The sequence below is a fragment of the Streptomyces sp. MK37H genome (assembly GCF_018035285.1).
In the GTDB taxonomy this organism is placed as follows: domain Bacteria; phylum Actinomycetota; class Actinomycetes; order Streptomycetales; family Streptomycetaceae; genus Streptomyces; species Streptomyces endocoffeicus.
The window spans coordinates 13,178-34,869 of the sequence record NZ_JAAAYH010000017.1 but is presented as its reverse complement, the minus strand read 5'-3'; the positions used below and the strand labels follow the sequence as shown (position 1 = coordinate 34,869).

20 protein-coding genes are annotated in these 21,692 nt (G+C 68.7%); 10 read left to right on the top strand and 10 right to left on the bottom strand.

The annotated features are described in order from the left end of the window. The first annotated feature begins 12 nt into the window (after window positions 1-12). The 3 genes from GWI24_RS04690 to GWI24_RS04680 all read left to right on the top strand — a co-directional run bounded on the left by GWI24_RS04690 (window position 13) and on the right by GWI24_RS04680 (window position 3,278). Window positions 13-723, top strand: a complete 711-nt coding sequence (locus GWI24_RS04690) for a PadR family transcriptional regulator (protein WP_201856565.1) — start codon at window positions 13-15, stop codon at window positions 721-723. 49 nt (window positions 724-772) lie between these two features. Beyond that, a complete protein-coding gene (locus GWI24_RS04685; protein ID WP_210944623.1) occupies window positions 773-1,855 on the top strand; it encodes an inositol-3-phosphate synthase in 1,083 nt (360 codons plus the stop codon). Between the two features lie 85 nt (window positions 1,856-1,940). Next, window positions 1,941-3,278 (top strand): MFS transporter, encoded by a 1,338-nt coding sequence (locus GWI24_RS04680; RefSeq protein ID WP_210944622.1) that lies wholly within the window; start codon window positions 1,941-1,943, stop codon window positions 3,276-3,278. 5 nt (window positions 3,279-3,283) lie between these two features. Here GWI24_RS04680 and GWI24_RS04675 read toward each other — a convergent pair whose 3' ends face one another. Continuing rightward, the gene (locus tag GWI24_RS04675; RefSeq protein WP_210944621.1) at window positions 3,284-4,774 is read right to left on the bottom strand and encodes a CCA tRNA nucleotidyltransferase; all 1,491 of its coding nucleotides are present in this window, start codon (window positions 4,772-4,774) and stop codon (window positions 3,284-3,286) included. Window positions 4,775-4,954: 180 nt separating this feature from the next. Between GWI24_RS04675 and GWI24_RS04670 the strand changes: the two genes are divergently transcribed. The 7 genes from GWI24_RS04670 (at window position 4,955) to trxA (ending at window position 14,776) form a co-directional block, all read left to right on the top strand. Next, window positions 4,955-7,315, top strand: coding sequence for a DUF6049 family protein (locus GWI24_RS04670; RefSeq protein ID WP_210944620.1), 2,361 nt, complete (start codon window positions 4,955-4,957; stop codon window positions 7,313-7,315). Between the two features lie 48 nt (window positions 7,316-7,363). Next, window positions 7,364-9,754: a murein biosynthesis integral membrane protein MurJ gene (murJ, locus tag GWI24_RS04665; RefSeq protein WP_210944619.1), complete on the top strand. Its 2,391-nt coding sequence runs from the start codon at window positions 7,364-7,366 to the stop codon at window positions 9,752-9,754. Between the two features lie 110 nt (window positions 9,755-9,864). Next, window positions 9,865-11,580 (top strand): protein kinase family protein, encoded by a 1,716-nt coding sequence (locus GWI24_RS04660; RefSeq protein ID WP_210944618.1) that lies wholly within the window; start codon window positions 9,865-9,867, stop codon window positions 11,578-11,580. Window positions 11,581-11,616: 36 nt separating this feature from the next. After that, window positions 11,617-12,306, top strand: a complete 690-nt coding sequence (gene sigM, locus GWI24_RS04655) for an RNA polymerase sigma factor SigM (protein ID WP_210944617.1) — start codon at window positions 11,617-11,619, stop codon at window positions 12,304-12,306. After that, the gene (locus GWI24_RS04650) at window positions 12,303-13,301 is read left to right on the top strand and encodes a hypothetical protein (protein ID WP_210944616.1); all 999 of its coding nucleotides are present in this window, start codon (window positions 12,303-12,305) and stop codon (window positions 13,299-13,301) included. Before sigM ends, GWI24_RS04650 begins: the two co-directional genes overlap by 4 nt. A gap of 152 nt (window positions 13,302-13,453) precedes the next feature. Further along, the gene (gene trxB / locus GWI24_RS04645; RefSeq protein WP_210944615.1) at window positions 13,454-14,404 is read left to right on the top strand and encodes a thioredoxin-disulfide reductase; all 951 of its coding nucleotides are present in this window, start codon (window positions 13,454-13,456) and stop codon (window positions 14,402-14,404) included. A gap of 42 nt (window positions 14,405-14,446) precedes the next feature. Further along, entirely contained in the window at window positions 14,447-14,776 is a 330-nt protein-coding gene (gene trxA / locus GWI24_RS04640) for a thioredoxin (protein ID WP_210944614.1), read from the top strand. Between the two features lie 75 nt (window positions 14,777-14,851). Here the strand turns inward: trxA and GWI24_RS04635 are convergent, their stop codons facing one another. The 9 genes from GWI24_RS04635 to rpmH form a co-directional block, all read right to left on the bottom strand. After that, on the bottom strand, window positions 14,852-15,469 hold the full coding sequence (locus tag GWI24_RS04635; RefSeq protein ID WP_037954609.1) for a GNAT family N-acetyltransferase: 618 nt from the start codon (window positions 15,467-15,469) through the stop codon (window positions 14,852-14,854). 325 nt (window positions 15,470-15,794) lie between these two features. Then, complete coding sequence (locus GWI24_RS04630; protein WP_210944613.1) at window positions 15,795-16,940, bottom strand: ParB/RepB/Spo0J family partition protein; 1,146 nt, start codon at window positions 16,938-16,940, stop codon at window positions 15,795-15,797. Then, complete coding sequence (locus GWI24_RS04625; protein WP_078956777.1) at window positions 16,937-18,025, bottom strand: ParA family protein; 1,089 nt, start codon at window positions 18,023-18,025, stop codon at window positions 16,937-16,939. The genes GWI24_RS04630 and GWI24_RS04625 overlap by 4 nt, the downstream gene beginning before the upstream one ends. 226 nt (window positions 18,026-18,251) lie before the next feature. Beyond that, window positions 18,252-18,965: a 16S rRNA (guanine(527)-N(7))-methyltransferase RsmG gene (rsmG, locus tag GWI24_RS04620; RefSeq protein ID WP_037954600.1), complete on the bottom strand. Its 714-nt coding sequence runs from the start codon at window positions 18,963-18,965 to the stop codon at window positions 18,252-18,254. A gap of 110 nt (window positions 18,966-19,075) precedes the next feature. Continuing rightward, window positions 19,076-19,585 carry a R3H domain-containing nucleic acid-binding protein gene (locus GWI24_RS04615; protein WP_210944612.1) on the bottom strand — a complete coding sequence of 170 codons (510 nt, stop codon included), beginning with the start codon at window positions 19,583-19,585 and terminating at the stop codon, window positions 19,076-19,078. Between the two features lie 15 nt (window positions 19,586-19,600). Further along, window positions 19,601-20,743 (bottom strand): membrane protein insertase YidC, encoded by a 1,143-nt coding sequence (gene yidC, locus GWI24_RS04610; protein ID WP_210944611.1) that lies wholly within the window; start codon window positions 20,741-20,743, stop codon window positions 19,601-19,603. A gap of 3 nt (window positions 20,744-20,746) precedes the next feature. Then, complete coding sequence (yidD, locus tag GWI24_RS04605; protein ID WP_020869966.1) at window positions 20,747-21,064, bottom strand: membrane protein insertion efficiency factor YidD; 318 nt, start codon at window positions 21,062-21,064, stop codon at window positions 20,747-20,749. Continuing rightward, complete coding sequence (gene rnpA, locus GWI24_RS04600) at window positions 21,061-21,444, bottom strand: ribonuclease P protein component (protein ID WP_164434876.1); 384 nt, start codon at window positions 21,442-21,444, stop codon at window positions 21,061-21,063. The genes yidD and rnpA overlap by 4 nt, the downstream gene beginning before the upstream one ends. Before the next feature lie 24 nt (window positions 21,445-21,468). Beyond that, on the bottom strand, window positions 21,469-21,606 hold the full coding sequence (gene rpmH, locus GWI24_RS04595; protein WP_003956500.1) for a 50S ribosomal protein L34: 138 nt from the start codon (window positions 21,604-21,606) through the stop codon (window positions 21,469-21,471). Window positions 21,607-21,692 lie beyond the last annotated feature (86 nt).

Genomic DNA, 21,692 nt, shown 5'->3' with positions numbered 1-21,692 from the left:
GAGAGGCGGGGAATGAGCAGACGCTCGGGCGTCCTGGAGTTCGCCGTTCTCGGCCTGCTGCGCGAGTCACCGATGCACGGATACGAGTTGCGGAAGCGGCTCAACACCTCACTCGGGGTGTTCCGCGCGTTCAGCTACGGCAGCCTCTATCCCTGTCTCAAGACGCTGGTCGGCAACGGCTGGTTGATCGAGGAATCCGGCAGCGCCTCCCAGGACGCTCTCGCGGCACCTCTCTCCGGCCGCCGGGCGAAGATCGTCTACCGGCTCACCGCGGCGGGGAAGGAGCGGTTCGAGGAGCTGCTCTCCCACACCGGGCCGGACGCCTGGGAGGACGAGCACTTCGGCGTCCGGTTCGCCTTCTTCGGCCAGACGTCACGAGACGTTCGGATGCGGGTGCTGGAGGGGCGGCGCAGCCGCCTGGAGGAGCGCCTGGACAAGATGCGCGCCGCCATGGCCCGTACCCGCGAGCGCCTGGACGACTACACCCTCGAGCTGCAGCGACACGGGATGGAGTCGGTGGAGCGCGAGGTGCGCTGGCTGAACGAGCTGATCGAGAGCGAGCGGGCCGGGCGCGATCGGCGCGACGGCACCGCCGGACAGGGCCGGACGACCGAGCGGGACGAGGACCGGCCGCCACAGCAGGACCAGTCAGAAGATGCGGACGGCCCGCCCCGGCACCGGGGTGGTTCCCGGCCGGATCCGTCCGATGACACCGCCAAGTGAGGCCCGGCATCCGCGGGGCCTCGTCCAGTACACACAGGGAGCAACCGGAATGGGTTCGGTTCGTGTAGCCATCGTCGGTGTGGGCAACTGCGCCGCCTCGCTGGTGCAGGGCGTCGAGTACTACAAGGACGCCGACCCGGACACCCGCGTGCCGGGTCTGATGCACGTGCAGTTCGGCGACTACCACGTGAAGGACGTGGAGTTCGTGGCCGCCTTCGACGTGGACGCGAAGAAGGTCGGCCTGGACCTCGCGGACGCCATCGGCGCCAGCGAGAACAACACCATCAAGATCTGCGACGTGCCGACGGCCGGTGTCACGGTCCAGCGCGGCCACACGCTCGACGGACTCGGCAAGTACTACCGCCAGACCATCGACGAGTCCGACGAGGCCCCGGTCGACGTCGTCCAGGTCCTCAAGGACAAGCAGGTCGACGTTCTGGTCTGCTACCTCCCGGTCGGCTCCGAGGACGCCGCCAAGTACTACGCCCAGTGCGCCATCGACGCGAAGGTCGCCTTCGTCAACGCGCTCCCGGTCTTCATCGCCGGTACCAAGGAGTGGGCGGACAAGTTCACCGAGGCCGGGGTGCCGATCGTCGGTGACGACATCAAGTCGCAGGTCGGAGCGACCATCACGCACCGGGTGATGGCCAAGCTGTTCGAGGACCGGGGCGTCATCCTGGACCGCACCATGCAGCTGAACGTCGGCGGCAACATGGACTTCAAGAACATGCTCGAGCGGGAGCGTCTGGAGTCCAAGAAGATCTCCAAGACCCAGGCCGTCACCTCCCAGATTCCCGACCGCGACCTGGGCGCCGACAACGTCCACATCGGCCCCTCGGACTACGTGGCCTGGCTGGACGACCGCAAGTGGGCCTATGTCCGCCTGGAGGGCCGCGCGTTCGGCGATGTCCCGCTGAACCTGGAGTACAAGCTCGAGGTGTGGGACTCCCCGAACTCCGCGGGTGTCATCATCGACGCGCTGCGCGCCGCGAAGATCGCCAAGGACCGCGGCATCGGCGGCCCGATCCTCTCGGCCTCCTCGTACTTCATGAAGTCGCCGCCGGTGCAGTACTTCGACAACGAGGCGCGGGAGAACGTGGAGAAGTTCATCAAGGGCGAGGTCGAGCGCTGAAGCGCCATGCGCTGATTCCCGCCGCGTGATCACGGGCCTCCGGGTAATCCACCCGGAGGCCCGTGTGGTGTGTGAGGCTGACGCCATGCCTGTTGTGCGTGATCTCCGCGTACTGCTGCAACTGCGGGACTTCCGCCGCCTCCTGGCCGTCCGGCTGCTGTCCCAGTCGGCCGATGGCGTCTACCAGGTGGCGCTCGCCACCCATGTGGTCTTCTCCCCGGAGAAGGAGACCTCCGCCGCGGCCATCGCCTCCGCCATGGCCGTCCTGCTGCTCCCCTACTCCCTGCTCGGCCCCTTCGCCGGGGTGCTGCTGGACCGCTGGCGCCGGCGGCAGGTGCTGCTCTACGGCAATCTGCTGCGCTCGGGGCTGGCCGCCGGAACCGCCGTACTGGTGCTGGGCCAGGTGCCGGAGTGGCTCTTCTATGTCTCGGCCCTGTCCGTGACCGCCGTCAACCGCTTTGTGCTGGCCGGTCTTTCGGCGTCCCTGCCCCGGGTCGTGGACAGCCAGGAGCGTCTGGTCATGGCCAACTCCCTCTCGCCCACGGCCGGAACGCTCGCCGCCACGGCCGGCGGCAGCCTCGCCTTCATCGTCCGGCTGTCGGGTCCGGGAGGCACCTCCTCGGACGCGCTGGTCGTCCTGGTGGGCGCCGCGCTCTATCTCATCGCCGGGCTCACGGCCCTGCTGATGGCACCGGGTCTGCTGGGGCCGGATCCCGCGGCCCTTCAGCCCCGCCTCTCCGCGGCCCTGATGAGCACCGCGCGCGGCCTGGTCGCGGGCGTACGCCATCTGCTGGAGCGCCGGGATCCCACCGTGGCGCTGACCGCGATGACGCTGATGCGCTTCTGCTACGGCGCGCTCACGGTGACGGTGCTGATGCTCTGCCGCTACGCATGGGCCGACACCGAGTCCCAGGGGCTCGCGCTTCTGGGGCTGGCCGTCGGCGTCTCGGGCGCGGGCTTCTTCGCGGCGGCGGTGATCACACCATGGGCGGTGGCCCGGCTCGCTGCCCGTACGCCCTCCCGGCCGGACGGCCGGCTCTCCTGGGTGATGGTGTGCGCGGGAAGCGCGGCCCTCCTGGAGCCGGGGCTCGGACTGCCCTTCGAACCCGCCCCCATGCTGATCGCCGCGTTCGTGCTCGGGCTGATCACCCAAGGCGCGAAGATCGCCACCGACACCGTGGTGCAGTCCGCCATCGCCGATGACTTCCGCGGGCGGATCTTCTCCCTCTACGACGTGCTGTTCAATGTCGCCTTCGTGGGAGCCGCGGCGGTCGCCGCGGTGATGCTGCCACCGGATGGCAGATCGGCCGCACTGCTGATCTGTGTGGCGCTGCTCTACGCGGCCACCGCGGCCCTGGTGAGGTTTCACGTGAAACATGACCGGCAGAGCGCCAAGCGGGTCGATGTTTCACGTGAAACATGAGGGGCTCAGCCCTCCGGCTGGGCTTCCCACCACTCCTGGAGTGCGGCGATCACGGTGTCCCGCTCCATGGGGCCGTGCTCCAGTCGCAGCTCCAGCAGATGCTTGTACGCCTTGCCGACCTGCGGCCCCGGGGGGATGCCGAGGATCTTCATGATCTCGTTGCCATCCAGATCCGGGCGGATCGCATCCAGTTCTTCCTGCTCCTGCAGCCGGGCGATGCGCTCTTCTAGACCGTCGTACGCACGCGAGAGCGCCACCGCCTTCCGCCGATTGCGCGTGGTGCAGTCCGAGCGGGTCAGCTTGTGCAGCCGGTCCAGCAGCGGACCGGCGTCACGGACATAGCGGCGGACCGCGGAGTCGGTCCATTCCCCCGTGCCATAGCCGTGGAAGCGCAGATGCAGCTCGACCAGGCGTGAGACATCCTTGATCAGCTCATTGGAGTACTTGAGCCTCGTCATCCGGTACCTGGTCATCTTGGCCCCCACCACCTCGTGGTGATGGAAGGAGACCCGGCCGTCCTTCTCGAAGCGGCGCGTCTTGGGCTTGCCGATGTCATGCAGCAGCGCGGCCAGCCGCAGCGTCAGATCGGGGCCCTCGGTCTCCAGGTCGATGGCCTGGTCCAGCACCGTCAGCGAGTGCTCGTAGACATCCTTGTGGCGGTGGTGCTCATCGCGCTCCAGGCGCAGCGCCGGAAGCTCCGGCAGGACGCGGTCGGCGAGCCCGGTCTCCACCAGCAGCCGCAGCCCCTTGCGGGGGTGATCGGCCAGGACGAGCTTGTTGAGCTCATCACGCACCCGCTCCGCCGAGACGATGTCGATGCGCTCGGCCATCGCCGTCATCGCGGCGACCACCTCGGGGGCCACTTCGAAGTCCAGCTGCGCCGCGAAGCGCGCGGCACGCATCATCCGCAGCGGATCGTCGGAGAAGGACTCCTCGGGCGTCCCCGGAGTGCGCAGCACCCGGGCGGCGAGATCCTCCAGACCGTGGTGCGGGTCGATGAACTCCTTCTGCGGAAGCGCCACCGCCATCGCGTTGACCGTGAAGTCCCGACGGACCAGGTCCTCCTCGATGGAGTCGCCGTAGGACACCTCGGGCTTCCGAGATGTCCGGTCGTAGGCTTCTGACCGATAAGTCGTGATTTCGATCTGAAAGCTCTGATCCGACCCGCTTCCGGGCAACATACCCTTTCGGCAGCCGACCGTGCCGAAGGCGATGCCGACGTCCCAGACCGCGTCCGCCCAGGGCCGTACGATCTTCAGCACCTCGTCCGGCCGCGCGTCCGTCGTGAAATCCAGATCGTTACCGAGCCGGCCGAGCAGCGCGTCCCGTACCGAGCCGCCGACCAGGGCCAGGCGGAAACCGGCCTGCTGGAAGCGACGGGCAAGATCGTCGGCAACGGGAGAGACCCGCAGGAGTTCGCCCACGGCGCGGCGCTGCACCTGGCTGAGCTCGTTGGTCGACTGCGGGGATCGGCTGTCATTGTTGGCGTTCGGCACAACAGAACAGGGTACGTGGCCGTGCGCCCCCGAGAGTCCACCCCCGATGGGGCCACCACTGCGTAACGATCTTGTGGAGCCGTCCACAGCACTTCGTCACAGCGGGGATCGTTACCATTTCGTGGACGCACATTGCGACGACCACTGACGACCTACTGACGACAAGGGACGGGCGAGCGCGTGGCCGATGCGGCAGACCTCCGGGGGACAACTTCCGCTCGTACCCGGCGATGGTTGCGGCGCACGGCGGCCCTGCTGGCCGCGGCGCCGATGCTCGCGGGCCTGACACAGATTCCGGGGGCACCCGCCGCCCACGCCGAGAGCAAGGCCACGGGCTCGCGGTCGGTGGATGTCTCCATCACCTCACTGACCCCCACCGCGCCGAAGAAGAGCGACACCCTCACCGTCAGTGGCACCGTCACCAACGACACCAAGGGCACGGTCTCGGGGGCGCGGGTGGGTCTCCGTGTCGGCCCGACCATGAGCGGCCGCAGCGCGATCGACACCACGGCCCACCGCACCGGCTATACGGAGGGGCTCGACGGCACCGAGATCGACCGCAAATACGCCAAGAAGATCGGCAAGCTGGCGGCCGGCACCAGCCGTGACTTCTCCCTCTCCATACCGGTGGATCAGTTGCACCTGGGGGAGAACGGCGTCTATCAGCTCGGCGTCTCGCTCACCGGTGGCACTTCCCATCAGCCCTGGCCGCAGGTGCTGGGCATCGAGCGGACCTTCCTGCCCTGGCAGTCGGGCCCGTCCCAGAAGAAGTCCCAGCTCACCTATCTGTGGCCGCTGATCTCCGCCACCCATGTGACCGCCCGCACGGACAACGACGAGGACCGCACCCCGATCTTCCGGGACGACCGCCTGGCCAAGGAGCTGGCCCCGGGAGGCCGGCTGCAGCAGATGGTCGCCCTGGGGAAGAACCTCCCCATCACCTGGGTGATCGACCCCGACCTGCTCGCCACGGTCGACGCGATGACCAAGAAGTACGAGGTCCAGAACCCCTCGGGCAACGGGACCAGGGCGGGCCGCGGCCAGACCGTCGCCAAGCAGTGGCTGGACGCCCTCCAGAAGGCCGTGGACGGCAAGCAGGTGGTCGCGCTGCCGTTCGCCGACCCCGACCTCGCCTCGCTCGCCCACCGCGGTAAGAACGTCACCGGCGCCCTCAGCCACCTCCAGGGCTCCACCGAGCTCGCCTCGACGACCGTGGAGACCATCCTCGGGGTGCGGCCGCGCACGGACTTCGCCTGGCCCGTCGAGGGCGCGGTCGACTCCTCGATCGTGGACGTCGCCACCTCCGCGGGCGCCCACAACGTAATCGCCCGCAGCGACAGCCTGCGTGAGACCGGCGGGCTCTCCTACACCCCGACCGCGGCCCGCCAGATCGGCGGCGGCAATACGGCGGTGGTCGCCGACGCACGGCTCTCGACGGCCTTCACCGGCGACATGTCCAAGGCGGAGAACTCCACCCTCGCCATCCAGCGGTTCCTGGCCCAGAGCCAGATGATCAACCTGCAGGCACCGGACAGGCAGCGCAGCATCGTGGTCGCCCCCCAGCGGACGCCCACCACCAGCCAGGCGCAGGCGATGGCGGCGGCCTTGGAGGGCCTCTCCGGGCAGTGGACGCAGCCGCTGAGCCTGGGGCAGGCCGCGAAGGCCAAGCCCGACCCGAGCGCCACCCAGCGGGTGCCGAGCACCCGCTCCTACCCCCGGTCACTGCGCGCGCGGGAGCTGCCCACCGAGGCGTTCGACAGGATCCAGGAGACCCAGAAGACCCTGGACAATTTCGAGCCGATCCTGACCGCCAAGTACCGGGTGGTCACCCCCTTCGGGAACGCGATCAGGCGCGAGATGTCGACCTCGTGGCGGAGCGAGGCGCAGAACGCGACCGGCTTCCGGCACGATGTGCAGACCTATCTCTCCGGGCTCACCAAGAAGGTGCGCCTGGTCCCGAAGACGGACATGACCCTCTCCGGGCGCAGCGCGACCGTCCCGGTGACCGTCCAGAACAACCTGGTGCAGAGCGTCGAGCTGCGGCTCGTACTGCGCTCCCAGCAGGGCAACCGGCTGGCGGTCAGCGACCCCCAGCTGGTCAATGTGGAGGGCGGCCACAGCCAGTCCGTGAAGTTCGGGACCACGGCCAACGCGAACGGCCCGGTGTGGGTCTCGGCGCAGCTCTACACGCCGGACGGCCAGCCGTACGGCAACGAGATGCTGTTCGAGGTGAATGTCACCGAAATCACGTCGACCGTGATTCTGGTGATCGCCGGCGGTGTGCTGCTGCTCGTCCTCGCCGGTGTCCGGATCTATGTCCAGCGCAAGCGCGCGGCCGCCAGGAGCGGTGAGGACGGCGGGGACGGGGAAGACGTCGAGGAGGCGCACGGGCAGGATGATGAGGATGACAGCGAGGCCCCGGAGTCCGACCGGTGTGACCCCGCACACGCCCTCGTGCCCGAGCAGCCGAGTGACCCGGCGTCGGACACCGGATCGCAAAGCGCTGGCCCGTCCGGCTCGGGTGAGAAAGTGGACCGTTGAGCAATGCCGGGGCCGGTGGGCCGCAGTGGACGATGAGGTGGGGTAGCGATGAACGCGCCGTATGACGGTGATGGCCGAGTGCCACCGCCGCCACAGCCGTCCCCTCACGGCCCCAACGACCCTCACGGCCCCCACGACTCTTACGGACAGGAACCGCACCAGCGGGATCCGTATCTGGGCGACGCCCACCAGGCGCCCCCGGCCGATCCGCGCCAGTCGTACGGCCAGCAGTACTACGCACCGGATCCGTACCTGGACGACGCGTACGCGACGGGCAGCTTCACGCCCTACCCGTATCCGACGCAGGATCGGTACGCCCACGATCCGCTGACGGACCCCCTGTACGACCGGCGCTCCTCCCACGCACCGCAGCAGGACGGCTACCAGCAGCAGTACTACCAGCAGCCCCCCACACCGCAGGGCCCCGACCCGCGCGCCTGGTCCCCCGAGGCCTCCGCCGGCCACCAGGGCGCGGCACAGCAGCCGTACACGGCCGATCAGGCGGGCCAGGGCTATCCGGGGGCCGCCGAGGGCTACGGCGCGGGGGAGCAGCCGCAGCGGGACGCCTTCGCGCACCTCTACCGCGATCAGCAGCCCTATGAGCCCCGGCCCGGCCAGGGCCAGGGCTACCCACCGGGCCCGGAGAACTACCCCCAGGGCCAGGCGCCCGCTCAGGGGCAGGCGCCGTTCCCCGGACCGCCCAGATCCGAGTCCGCGGGCGCGACGGCCGCCGCCCCCACGGTGGCCGCCCCGGTGGTGACCGCCCCCGCGACCGAGCCCGAGCCGAAGAAGCCCTCAGGGGGCCGGGCGGCGGGTCTGCTGCAGTCAAGCGCGCTGATGGCCGCGGGCACCTTGGTCTCCCGCCTGACCGGCTTCCTCCGGCAGATGGTGATCGTCGCGGGACTCGGCGCCGCCAGCCTCGGCCAGGCTTACCAGGTCGCCTTTCAGCTACCCGCGATGATCTACTTCCTCACGGTCGGCGGCGGTCTGAACTCGGTCTTCGTCCCGCAGCTCGTGCGCGCGATGAAGGAGGACGACGACGGCGGAGTCGCCTACGCCAACCGTCTGCTCACGCTGACGATGGTCGCGCTCGGCAGCCTCGTCGCGGTTTCGCTGTTCGCGGCCCCGGCGCTGATCCGGATGCTCTCCGCTGACATCGCCAGCGATCCCCCCGCCAACGAGGTGGCGGTCACCTTCGCCCGCTACTGCCTACCCACCATCTTCTTCATGGGTGTGCACGTCGTGGTCGGTCAGATCCTCAACGCCCGGGGCAAGTTCGGCGCGATGATGTGGACCCCGGTCCTCAACAACATTGTCGTCATCGCCACTTTCGGCCTCTTCATCTGGGTGTTCGGCACCTCCAGCAACTCCAACATGGGTGTCACGACCATTACGCCGGAGGGCATCCGGCTACTGGGCATCGGCACACTCCTCGGCCTCACCGTCCAGGCCCTGGCGATGTTCCCCTACCTCCGAGCAGCCGGCTTCCGCTTCCGGCCACGCTTCGACTGGCGTGGCCACGGACTCGGCAAGGCCGCCAAGCTGGCCAAGTGGACCGTGCTGTTCGTGCTCGCCAACCAGGCGGGCAACATCGTGGTGACCCAGCTCGCCACCGCGGCCGGCACGGAGGCCGACAATGGGGGACACCCAGGAGCGAGCTACGTCGGCTACACGAGCGCTCAGCTGATCTGGAACATGCCCCAGGCCATCATCACCGTCTCGGTGATGGCGGCTCTGCTGCCCAGGCTCTCCCGGGCGGCCCACGACGGCGACCCCGGAGCGGTCCGCGACGACATCTCGCAGGGTCTGCGCACCTCCGCCGTCGCCATCGTCCCCCTCGCCTTCGGCTTCATCGCGCTCGGTATCCCCCTCTGCACCCTGTTGTTCGGGACCTCGGGCACCGAGACGGCCCAAGCCATGGGCTACATCCTCATGGCGTTCGGCCTCGGGCTCATTCCGTTCTCCGTGCAGTACGTCGTCCTCCGTGGCTTCTACGCCTACGAGGACACCCGCACCCCCTTCTACAACACCGTCATCGTCGCCGCGGTCAACGCGGCGGGGTCCGCGCTCGCCTATCTCCTGCTCCCCGCCCGCTGGGCCGTCGCCGGTATGGCGGCCGCCTACGGCCTGGCCTACGCCATCGGCGTGGGTGTGGCCTGGAAGCGGCTGCGCAACCGGCTGGGCGGCGATCTGGACGGCCCCCGCGTCGTACGCACCTACACCCGCCTCGTCGGCGCCAGCATCCCCGCCGCCCTCCTGGGCGGCGGCTCGGCCTACACCATCATGCAGACCCTCGGAATGGGCGTCGTCGGCTCCGTAGCGGCTTTGCTGGGCGGCGGTCTCGTTCTTATCGCGGTCTTCTACATTGCTGCGAAACGGATGCGCGTTGATGAGCTGACGGCCATGGTCGGTATGGTGCGCGGACGACTCGGACGCTGATCATTGAGCACAACCATCGTCCGCCACCGTGTGTCGTGCATAGCGGCGGACTGTGGGCACAATTGTCTTGGCTCGGAGTAGGCGCAACGGATGGGGAGGCAGGAACGACGGTGGCGGAACGGAGCACGGCTGCCGTCGACGTGGCCGACAGCGGTGGAGAGGAGCCGCTGACCGCCGAGGCGGGTAAGGCCACGGCCGACGGGGCGGGGACGAAACAGAAGGTCGGCAAGGGGACAGAGGCCGCGGTCACCGACGATACGGGCGCCGCGGCCGAAGCGAACCCGCTCGAACTGCACAGCGGTCACAAGCTGGCCAGACGCTACCGTCTGGAGGAGTGCGTCACCCGTCTGGACGGATTCAGCAGTTGGCGTGCCGTGGACGAGAAACTGCGGCGTGCCGTCGGGGTGCATGTCGTGCCCGCGGACCATCCGCGCGCCAGGTCGGTGCTCGCCGCCGCCCGTTCGGCGGCCCTGCTGGGCGATCCCCGCTTCGTCCAGGTCCTCGACGCCGTCGAGGAGAACGATCTTGTCTATGTCGTCCATGAGTGGCTTCCCGACGCCACCGAGCTCACCGCCGTGCTGGCCGCCGGGCCGCTCGAGCCGCACGACGCGTACCAACTGGTCAGCCAGGTCTCCCAGGCCATGGCCGCCGCCCACCGCGAGGGCCTGGCCCATCTGCGGCTGAACCCCGGCTCCGTACTGCGCACCGAGTCCGGTCAGTACCGCATCCGCGGACTGGCCGTCATGGCCGCCCTGCGTGGTATCAGCGTCGACCACCCCCAGCGCACCGACACCGAGGCGATCGGCGCGCTGCTGTACGCGGCGCTCACTCAGCGCTGGCCGTACGAGGCCGACGCCTACGGCCTCTCCGGGCTGCCCAAGGGTGTGGGCCTGATCGCCCCCGACCAGGTCCGTGCCGGAGTGCACCGCGGTCTGTCCGAGCTCGCGATGCGCGCGCTGGTCAACGACGGGGCCACCGCCTCCCGTCAGGACCAGCCCTGCACCACCCCCGAGGAGCTGGCCAAGGCCGTCGCGGCCATGCCGCGCATCCGGCCGCCGGAGCCCGCCTTCACCCCTTCCCAGGCCTACCAGCGCACGACGTACCAACAGGGTATGTACGGCCAGCAGCCGAACCGCGGCGGTACCGCGCACACGGCCCGTCCGGCCGCTCCCGTGCCGCCTCCGCCGCCGCTGCAGAGCCGCACGGGCAAGGCCCTCAAGTGGACCGTCTCCGCCCTTCTGATCGCCGCTCTCGGCCTCGGCAGCTGGCAGCTCGCGGACACCCTCCTCAAGGAGGAGAACAAGTCCAGCCCGGGCAAGTCCACCGGTGAGAAGGACGACGGCAAGGGCCTGAAGCCCGTGGGCAAGCCGCTCAGCATCGAGAGCGCTACGGAGTTCTCGCCGCTGGACGCGCCCTTCGCCCCGGACAAGGTCGATGGCACCGTCGACGGCGATACGGACACCGCCTGGGTGACCAAGGAGTTCTACAACTACCCGAACTTCGGTAATCTGCCCAACCGCAAGCAGGGCAGCGGCATCATCGTCGACCTCGGCAGCGTCAAAAAGGTCTCGAGCCTCGACATCGACTTCTACAGCGCCGGCCAGAAGGTGGAAGTCCTCGCCGCCGATCCCTCCGCCTCCGACCCCACCTCACTCAGCGCCTTCTCCAAGCACCTCACCGATCTGACGAGCGTCGGGAAGAAGCTGTCCGCCGTTCTCGACAAGCCGGTACGGACGCGATACGTCCTGGTCCACATCACGGAGCTTCCGGCCAGCACCGCTGATCGCTACCGTGGCGGCATCTCGGAGATCAAGGTCAAGGGCTGACCCTCTACGGTCGGCCGAGAGGGGAGGGGCTCAACGTTGGACGACGCCACGATCGGCGGAGCGAGCGACGGCGAGCTCCTCGCCCGGCACGTCGACGGCGACCCGGACGCCTTCAGTGAAATAGTGCGGCGCCACCGCGACAGACTCTGGGCGGTGGCGCTGCGCACCCTCGGCGACCGTGAGGAAGCGGCCGACGCGGTCCAGGACGCGCTCGTCTCCGCCTACCGCGCCGCCCATACGTTCCGGGGCCAGTCCGCCGTGACCACCTGGCTGCACCGCATCACGGTCAACGCCTGTCTGGACCGGGCCCGCAAGGCCGCCTCCCGTCGCACCTCCCCCGTCGACGACACCGAGCGGCTCGAGCAACTCCTGGAACCCCATGAGTCAGCCGCCGCCCCCGCCGAGCGCGGTGACCTTCACCGCGAACTCCTCCAGGCGCTGCGCACCCTCCCTCCCGAGCAGCGTGCGGCCCTGGTGCTGGTCGATATGCAGGGCTACCCCGTCGCGGAGGCGGCGAAGGTTCTGGACGTTCCCACCGGCACCGTGAAGAGCCGCTGCGCCCGGGGCCGCGCACGACTGCTGCCACTCCTCTCACATCTCCACCCCAGTGGGAGGGATAGCTCACCCTCGGGCATGGGAAGGAACCGGACGCAGGGGACGTCCGTCCCACCGACGGCAGGACCGAACGACACAGATGCCGTGAAGGGCGGAGGTGGGCGAGCGTGACATCCTCGACGGACACGGAAGAGCACCCTGAAGTCGCGGAGATCTCCGCACTCACCGAGGGTCTGCTCTCTCCGTCCCGCGCCGTCGATGTGCGCACTCACCTCGCGAGCTGCGTGCTGTGTGCGGACGTATGGGAGTCCCTGGACGAGATCCGCTCCCTGCTCGGGACGCTCCCAGGGCCGGTACGGATGCCCGCCGATGTCGCGGGCCGCATCGACGCGGCACTGGCCGCCGAAGCGCTTCTCAGCGCGACCGCCCCCGAGGGCGTGGCCGATGTTTCACGTGAAACTCCGGATCCGGACGCCGCGCCCACCCCTGTTTCACGTGAAACGGCCGATGACGCTGATGACGCTGATGACGCCTCCAGCGATCCCGAGTCCGACACCGTTGAGCCCACGGCCAAGCCGTCCATCGCGGCGGACCGGCCCGCCGGGCGCCCGCGTGGGGCCACCGGGCCTGGACGAGGATTCACCGGACCCGGCACCCGCCCCGGCCGTGCCCGCCGCTGGCGCAAGGCCGTCCTCGGCGGCGCATGCGCCGCCGCGGTGATCGGCATCGGATCCTTCTTCCTCCAGAGCGGCTCCTCCGGCGATCACAGCGACAGCGACACCCAGGCGCACGCCAGCCAGAGCTCCACCGGGAAGTCCACCCTCTCCTCGGGCACGCTCAAGGACCGCGTGCACGAGCTGCTCGCCGACCGGAAGTCCACCGCGTCGGACGGCATCACCGGGCAGGGCAACTCACCCGATGTGCCACTGCGCGCCGACGACGACCCTCAGGTGCCCTCCTGCGTACAGAGCGGCACCCGCCGCAAGGAGCCGGCTCTCGCGGCGCAGCAGGACACCTACGACGGCCAGAGCGCCTATATCGTCGTCCTCCCGCACCCCTCCGACAGCTCGCTCGTCGATGCCTTTGTGATCGACGCGTCCTGCGTCTCGGCATCCCCGACGACTCCCGGGGAGCTGCTGGTGACCCGGACCTATCCGCGGCGCTGAGGCACACCGCACACCGGGGCCCTGCCTGACAGCGCTCGGGAATGCCTGACCCGTAGGATCCGTTGGGTGGGGTGGCAGCGGAATTCCGGCGGGACCCGGAGCCGCCCGCCCAGTCAGCATTCCGGCAGTCGGCAGAGACAAGGAAGACATCCGTGAGCGACGTCCGCAACGTGATCATCATCGGTTCCGGGCCCGCGGGCTATACGGCCGCGCTCTACACCGCCCGCGCTTCCTTGAAGCCGCTGGTCTTCGAAGGCTCCGTGACCGCGGGTGGTGCCCTGATGAACACCACCGATGTGGAGAACTTCCCGGGCTTCCGGGACGGGATCATGGGCCCCGACCTGATGGACAATATGCGGGCCCAGGCCGAGCGCTTCGGCGCCGAGCTCGTTCCGGACGACGTGACCGCGGTCGACCTCAGTGAGCAGATCAAGACCGTCACCGACTCCGCCGGTACGGTCCACCGGGCCAAGACCGTCATCGTGACCACCGGCTCTCAGCACCGCAAGCTGGGGCTGCCGCGCGAGGACGAGCTCTCCGGCCGCGGTGTCTCCTGGTGTGCCACCTGTGACGGGTTCTTCTTCAAGGACCAGGACATCGCCGTCATCGGCGGCGGCGACACGGCCCTGGAGGAGGCGACCTTCCTGTCACGGTTCGCCAAGTCGGTCACGGTGGTCCACCGCCGGGACACCCTGCGCGCCAGCAAGGCGATGCAGGAGCGGGCCTTCGCCGACCCGAAGATCTCGTTCATCTGGGACAGCGTGGTCGAGGAGATCCACGGCGACGGCAAGCTCTCGGGTCTCACGATCCGCGACGTCAAGAGGGACGAGACCTCCGAGCTGCCGGTCACCGGACTGTTCATCGCGATCGGCCACGACCCGCGCACCGAGCTGTTCAAGGGCCAGCTGGTCCTGGATGACGACGGGTACCTGAAGGTGGACGCGCCCACCACCCGGACCAACCTGCCCGGTGTCTTCGCCGCCGGCGATGTCGTGGACCACACCTACCGTCAGGCGATCACCGCGGCCGGCACCGGTTGCTCGGCGGCACTGGACGCCGAGCGGTACCTCGCCTCGCTGGGCCAGGGCGACGCCACCGTCTGACTCCGCTTCCCACCTCTGCATCAACTCACTAAGGAGATTGCCATGGCCGGTGCCACGGTCACCGTGACGGACGCCGACTTCGAGGAGAAGGTCCTCAAGAGCGACAAGCCGGTACTCGTCGACTTCTGGGCCGCCTGGTGCGGTCCGTGCCGCCAGATCGCCCCCTCCCTGGAGGCCATCGCGGCCGAGCACCCCGACAAGATCGTCATCGCCAAGCTCAACATCGACGAGAACCCGGCGACGGCCGCCAAGTACGGCGTGATGTCCATCCCGACGCTCAACGTCTACCAGGGCGGCGAGGTCGCCAAGACCATCGTCGGCGCCAAGCCCAAGGCCGCCATCGAGCGCGATCTGGCCAACTTCATCGGCTGAGCACACCACGCGTCGCCCTCACACACGAAGGGGCTGCCCATCGGGGCAGCCCCTTCGTGTTTCACGTGAAACCCGCTACAGCGGCCGAAGCGCGGGCTCCTTCTGGACGGCGCCGAGCAGCCGGTCCAGCGCCAGCTCGACATCCTCCTTCCAGGAGATCGTCGTCCTCAGCTCCAGCCTCAGCCGGGGGTAGCGCGGATGCGGCCGTACGGTCTTGAAGCCCACGGCCAGCAGATGATCGGCGGGCAGCACACACGCCGGTTCCTTCCAGGTGGCGTCCCCGAACGCCTCCACCGCCTTGAAGCCCCGGCGGATCAGATCCTTGGCGACGGTCTGCACCATCACCCGGCCCAGCCCCTGCCCCTGATATCCGGGCATCAGCCATGCCGTCATCAGCTGGACGGCATCCGCCGCGACCGGACTGGTCGGGAAGGCCGTCGAGCGCGGCACATACGCCGGAGGCGCGTACAGCACAAAGCCCACCGGGACCTCATCGACATAGACCACCCGGCCGCAGGATCCCCACTCCAGCAGAACGGCGGAGATCCATGCCTCTTTCTCCAGCTCCGGCCGCCCGGCCCTTACGGCTGCTTCGCCGCTGACCGGATCGAGCTCCCAGAAGACACAGGCGCGGCAGCGCTTGGGGATGTCCGGGAGGTTGTCCAGCGTGAGCGGTACGAGCCGACGCCCCATGAAGCCAGTCCTTCACTTCCGTGGCCAGCCGCGCCACGGGCGGCTGACAGCGCACTACGCTCCCTGAGCAGACTGCCGACGAAACCGCCGACAGCTCCCAGGCCCAATCCTGTGGCCAACAGTCCGGTGCGGCTCACCGATCGCATGGCCCTGCCCTCCACATGCGGCGCCTCCACATGGATCCGCCCTACCTGATCGCATCGTATCCGTGCCGAGATTGCACCGATACCGCCCTTGGGCAAACAGCGGGTCGCGTTCCGACCATGTCGGAACGCGACCCGCCCCGCGCTGCCCTTCCGTACGGCATGACCGCACGGGCAGCGCCTCACTCGTCCTCGTCCGCCGCTCCGCCCTCGGAGGAGAGCGGCTGCTCCAGCACCGGCCCCTCACCGGGGGCCAGCGTGCCGAGGATCCGCTCGAGATCCTCTATTGAGGCGAACTCGACGACGATCTTTCCTTTCTTCTGACCGAGGTCGACCTTCACCCGCGTCTCGAACCGATCGGAGAGACGTGAGGCCAGATCCGTGAGTGCGGGGGACACCCTCGCGCCCGCCCTCGGGCTCTTGGGCTTGGTCGTGCCGCCCGATCGCGATCCCATCAGAGTGACGATCTCCTCCACCGCACGCACCGAGAGCCCCTCGGCGACGATGCGATGGGCCAGCCGGTCCTGCTCCTCCGCGTCGTCCACGGAGAGCAGCGCCCGGGCATGCCCCGCGGAGAGAACCCCGGCCGCCACCCTGCGCTGGACGGACGGGGAGAGCTTCAGCAGCCGCAGCGTATTGGAGACCTGCGGGCGCGAGCGCCCGATGCGGTCGGCCAGCTCGTCATGCGTGCAGTTGAAGTCCTTCAGCAGTTGGTCGTACGCCGCCGCTTCTTCCAGCGGATTCAGCTGGGCCCGGTGGAGGTTCTCCAGCAGCGCGTCCAGGAGGAGCTTCTCGTCATCGGTGGCCCGGACGATCGCGGGGATCTTCTCCAGCCCGGCCTCACGACAGGCCCGCCAGCGCCGCTCGCCCATGATGAGCTCGTAGCGCTCCGGCGCCAACTGCCGTACGACGACGGGCTGGAGGAGACCGACCTCCTGGATCGAGGTGACCAGTTCGGCCAGCGCGTCCTCGTCGAAGACCTCACGGGGCTGCCGCGGGTTGGGGGTGATGAAGTCCAGCGGCAGCTCGGCGAAGTGGGCCCCGGCCACCTCCTCCGGCATCGCCTCCGGGGCGGCGGCCTCGGGCTCCTGCTCCCTCGGCGCGGGCTCGGTTTCCTGTGGAACGGTGTGCGTGGCCAGTCCGGCCACCTTGGCCGCCGCCACCCCGCGCTCCTGGGTGAGCACCGGGACCGCGGTCGGTGAGGTGGTGGCCCCGGTCGTCGTGACCGTTCCCGCCCCCGCCGAGGACGCGGCGTTGTCCGTCCCCTTCGGCGCGGGAGGGATCAGGGCACCGAGCCCACGGCCCAGTCCTCTGCGTCGCTCACTCACTGAATCCCCTCCTGCATGCTGCTGTGCTGGTCGTGCTGGCTGAGCTCGGGCAAGGCATGGGCGTGCTGGGCTTCGTAGTGCACGCCGACACCTCTGAGGGCGATCTCGCGGGCCGCCTCCAGATAGGAGAGGGCCCCACTCGACCCCGGGTCATAGGTGAGGACGGTCTGCCCATAGCTGGGGGCCTCGGAGATGCGCACCGATCGGGGAATGCTCGTCCGGAGCACCTCACCGCCGAAGTGGCTCCGCACCTCGTCGGCGACCTGGGAGGCCAGCCGGGTGCGACCGTCGTACATGGTGAGAAGGATCGTCGAGACATGGAGCTTTGGATTGAGGTGGCCCCGCACCAGATCCACATTCCGCAGCAGCTGCCCCAGCCCCTCCAGCGCGTAGTACTCGCACTGGATCGGGATCAGCACTTCCGCGCCGGCCACCAGCGCATTGACCGTCAGCAGGCCCAGCGAGGGCGGGCAGTCGATGAGGATGTAGTCCAGCGGCTGCTCGTACGCCTCGATGGCCCGCTCAAGCCGGCTCTCCCTGGCCACCAGGGAGACCAACTCGATCTCGGCACCGGCGAGATCGATCGTGGCCGGAGCACAGAAGAGGCCCTCCACATCCGGGACCGGCTGCACCACATCGGACAACGGCTTGCTGTCGACCAGCACGTCATAGATCGATGGAACCTCGGCATGGTGGTCGATCCCCAGCGCCGTCGAGGCATTGCCCTGTGGGTCGAGATCGATCACCAGCACGCGACCACCGTGCAGGGCGAGCGAGGCGGCCAGATTGACCGTGGTCGTGGTCTTCCCGACCCCGCCCTTCTGGTTGGCGACCACCATCACCCGGGTCTGCTCCGGCCTGGGCAGCCCCTCACCGGCGCGGCCCAGGGCTTCGACCGCCAACTGAGCGGCACGGCCGATAGGGGTGTCGTCCATCGGAGGCGGCGTTTCACGTGAAACATCCTCCCCCGGCGATTCGGTACGGGGGCCGGGGACCGGATCGGTCATCGGCCCCGCGATGTTGGCGTCGGACCGCAAGGATTCACTCTCCTCGACATCAGGCTCGCAATAAGCAGAGCCTGCCATGCTTTTGGGGTCGTGAACCAGCGAGGCCCGTTCTCCTGTGGATGAATCCACGTTGATACGGGGTCGGCGGTCGCGGGGCAAGGCCGCCGCACGACCGCGACTGATGATTCCATGCAGCAGGGAGCGACGTTTCACGTGAAACACGATGCACGGGAGGCCTCGTCGATGGGTCGCGACACTCCGGTATGTGTAGTTTTGCCAGCTTGTATGGAGCAATGCTCCTGATTCAGGGCCGACGGCGCGGCGACCGGCGAGCCGCCTTGGCCCGCTTAGCCGCGAAGCGCACACCCCCAGGGCTCTCCCCGACCTCGACCCGCACCACTGTGGACGGCGGGTCCACCACTCCCTCACCGACATGCAGCACCGAGGTCCCCACCACGCCCAGCTTCCCCAGCGCGGCCCGGGCCTGCTTCAGCTCCTCCTCGGCGGTGTCGCCCTTCAGTAGCAACATCTCGCCGTACGGGCGCAGCAGCGGAACCCCCCACCCGGCCAGCCGGTCCAGCGGGGCCACCGCCCGTGCCGTCACCACATGCATCGGGGTCAGCTTGCCGAGGACCTCCTCGGCGCGGCCGCGCACCACGGTCACATGCTCCAGCCCCAGCAGCTCCACCACTTCCCGCAGAAAGTTGGTCCGGCGCAGCAAGGGCTCCAGCAGCGTGATCCGGAGATCGGGACGGGTCAGGGCGAGCGGGATACCGGGGAGCCCGGCGCCCGAGCCCACGTCGCAGACGGTGACGCCCTCGGGCACCACTTCGGAGAGCACGGCGCAGTTCAGCAGATGCCGCTCCCACAGCCGCGGCACCTCGCGCGGGCCGATCAGCCCGCGGGTCACGCCCACATCGGCCAGCAGCTCGCCGTATCGGACGGCCTCCGGGAAGCGGTCACCGAATACGTCCCTTGCCTCGGGGGGCGCCGGGGGGAGCTCCGCTGCTTCCGTCACGGGGACCGTCCTTCCGTACCGAACACTCTGCTGAACGATGATGTAAGGCTGACAAGGTTCGGCCCCGTCTGCGTGCAGACGGGGCCGTGTGGATCACGAGCGGAACCGCTTCAGACCGGAAGCACGACCACGCAGCGCTGGGGCTCCTCGCCCTCGGACTCGCTGCGCAGTCCGGCGGCGGCCACCGCGTCGTGCACCACCTTCCGCTCGAAGGGCGTCATCGCCTTGAGCTTCACCGGCTGACCGGTGCCCTTCGCCTCCTCGGCCGCCTTGGTGCCCAGCTCGGTCAGTTCGGCACGCTTACGGGCCCGATATCCGGCGATGTCGAGCATCAGCCGGCTGCGGTCACCGGTCTCCCGGTGCACCGCGAGGCGGGTCAGCTCCTGAAGGGCCTCCAGCACCTCGCCATCGCGGCCGACCAGCTTCTGCAGATCACGACTGGTCGAGTCGCTGATGATCGACACCGCTGCGCGATCGGACTCGACGTCCATGTCGATGTCGCCGTCGAGGTCCGCGATGTCCAGCAGCCCCTCGAGGTAGTCGGCCGCGATCTCCCCTTCCTGCTCAAGGCGGGTCAGGGTGTCGACACCCTCGGCTGCCGGGGTGGTGCCTTCCGTCACGGATGGACTCCTTCGTTACTTCTTGGACGGGTGCTTGGGGCGCTGCTGGCCCTTGCGCTGGCCGGACTTCGAGCCACGGGAGGAGCCGGAAGCCGAGCCGCCGCCGGCCGGCTTGCCGCCCTGCGCGCCCTTCTTCTGCCCCGGGCCCTGCTTCTCGGCGGGCTTGTCCTCGGTGGACTTCTCCGTGGAGACCGAGGAGGCCGGCTGCGAGCTGGCCTTGCTGTGGCCGGTCGTGGAGCGCTGTGCCTTCGTCTGGCGCTTGGGCTGCTGACGGTTGGCCCGCGCCGTCTCGGCCGCCTCCTTCGCGGCGACCTCGGCCGGCTCCTCCTTCAGCTTGCCGCTGGCCCGCAGCCGCTCCTGGCGGGCCTTGAAGGCCACGCTGCCCGGGGTCGGGTTCCGGCGGATGACGAACATCTGCTGGCCCATGGTCCAGACGTTGGTGGTCAGCCAGTAGACGAGGACACCGACGGGGAAGTTGATGCCGAAGACGGCGAACATGATCGGGAAGACGTACATCAGCATCTTCTGCTGCTGCATGAACGGCGTCTTCACCGTGAGGTCGACGTTCTTGGTCATCAGCTGGCGCTGGGTGAAGAACTGCGAGGCCGACATCAGGACGATCATGGTGATCGTCACGATGCGGACGTCGGTCAGCGAGGCGCCGAGGGATTCGACCTTCGAGGCCGAGTCCATGAACTTCACCGACAGCGGAGCGCCGAAGATGTGGGCGTTACGGGCGCTGTCCAGCAGCGACTGGTCGATGACACCGACCGTCCTGTTGTTCGCGATGTGGTTGAGCACCTGGTACAGCGAGATGAAGAACGGCGACTGCGCGAGGATCGGCAGACAGCTCGAGAGCGGGTTGGTACCCGTCTCCTTGTAGAGCTTCATCATCTCTTCGGACTGGCGCTGCTTGTCGCTCTTGTAGCGCTCCTGGATCGCCTTCATCCTGGGCTGGAGCGCCTGCATGTTCCGCGTCGACTTGATCTGCTTCACGAAGAGCGGGATCAGGCAGATCCGGATCAGCACCACCAGGGAAACGATGGACAGACCCCACGCCCAGCCACTGTCCCGATCGAAGATCAAGCTGTAGAACGAGTGGAACTGGACGATGATCCAGGAAACTACGTCATAAAGAGGACCGAGGATCGTGTCCACGAATCAGGCTCCTTGGGCTTTGGGCTGGGTCTCGGGCTGTGCGGCAGGCTCCACAGCCGGATGCCCGCCGAGGCGGTTCCGCAGCCGCTGGTGCCACACCGGACGCTTCCGGGGCGGGACGTGGTCGACGCCACCGAGTGACCATGGATTGCAGCGCAGGATGCGCCAGGCCGTCAGCGCCGTTCCTTTTACCGCACCGTGCCGGTTGATGGCCGTATAGCCATAGTGCGAGCACGACGGGTAGTACTTGCAGACCGGTCCCAGCATCGGGCTGATGGTCCACTGGTACAGCTTGATCAACCACAGCAGCGGGTACTTCATCGCGGCACCCCTCCCAGTAGCCGCTGCACTGCCGTGTCGAGATCGCGGGCGAGCTGGTCGTAACCCGCCTCACCCGCGCCGGGCAGCGCCCGTACGACCACAAGGCTACCTGCGGGAAATCGGTCGATGCGGTCCCGCATCAGGTGGCGCAGTCTCCGCTTCACCAGATTGCGGACGACGGCACCGCCGATCGCCTTGCTTACGACGAAACCCGCACGCGCCGGAGGAGCACTCTCCCCGGATGCGTGCGGGTCCGTATCACCGCTGGTGAGGCCGGTGCGAAGGTGCACGACAAGGAGCGGGCGCCCGGCCCTGCGTCCTCGGCGTACCGCGGCCGCGAAGTCCTCGCGCCGCCTCAGCCGATGTTCGGTAGGCAGCACGTCATGGACCTTGGGTCAGGCTGCTCAGGCCGACAGGCGGGCGCGACCCTTGCTACGGCGGGACGCGAGGATCGCGCGGCCGGCACGGGTGCGCATCCGCAGCCGGAAGCCGTGGGTCTTCGCGCGACGACGGTTGTTCGGCTGGAAGGTGCGCTTGCTCACTCGGGGGCTCCAGAAATGAATCGGATGGTGGCGGTCTATCGCTTGGCTGTCACCGTGCGCCCACGAGTAGCTCGCAATACGCCCGA

Excerpts from the sequence above, each read along its gene's own strand:
- GWI24_RS04690 (WP_201856565.1), top strand. The coding sequence starts at position 13 with ATGAGCAGACGCTCGGGCGTCCTGGAGTTCGCCGTTCTCGGCCTGCTG.
- GWI24_RS04685 (WP_210944623.1), top strand. The coding sequence starts at position 773 with ATGGGTTCGGTTCGTGTAGCCATCGTCGGTGTGGGCAACTGCGCCGCC.
- GWI24_RS04680 (WP_210944622.1), top strand. The coding sequence starts at position 1,941 with ATGCCTGTTGTGCGTGATCTCCGCGTACTGCTGCAACTGCGGGACTTC.
- murJ (WP_210944619.1), top strand. The coding sequence starts at position 7,364 with ATGAACGCGCCGTATGACGGTGATGGCCGAGTGCCACCGCCGCCACAG.
- trxA (WP_210944614.1), top strand. The coding sequence starts at position 14,447 with ATGGCCGGTGCCACGGTCACCGTGACGGACGCCGACTTCGAGGAGAAG.
- GWI24_RS04635 (WP_037954609.1), bottom strand. The coding sequence starts at position 15,469 with ATGGGGCGTCGGCTCGTACCGCTCACGCTGGACAACCTCCCGGACATC.
- GWI24_RS04625 (WP_078956777.1), bottom strand. The coding sequence starts at position 18,025 with ATGGCAGGCTCTGCTTATTGCGAGCCTGATGTCGAGGAGAGTGAATCC.
- yidD (WP_020869966.1), bottom strand. The coding sequence starts at position 21,064 with ATGAAGTACCCGCTGCTGTGGTTGATCAAGCTGTACCAGTGGACCATC.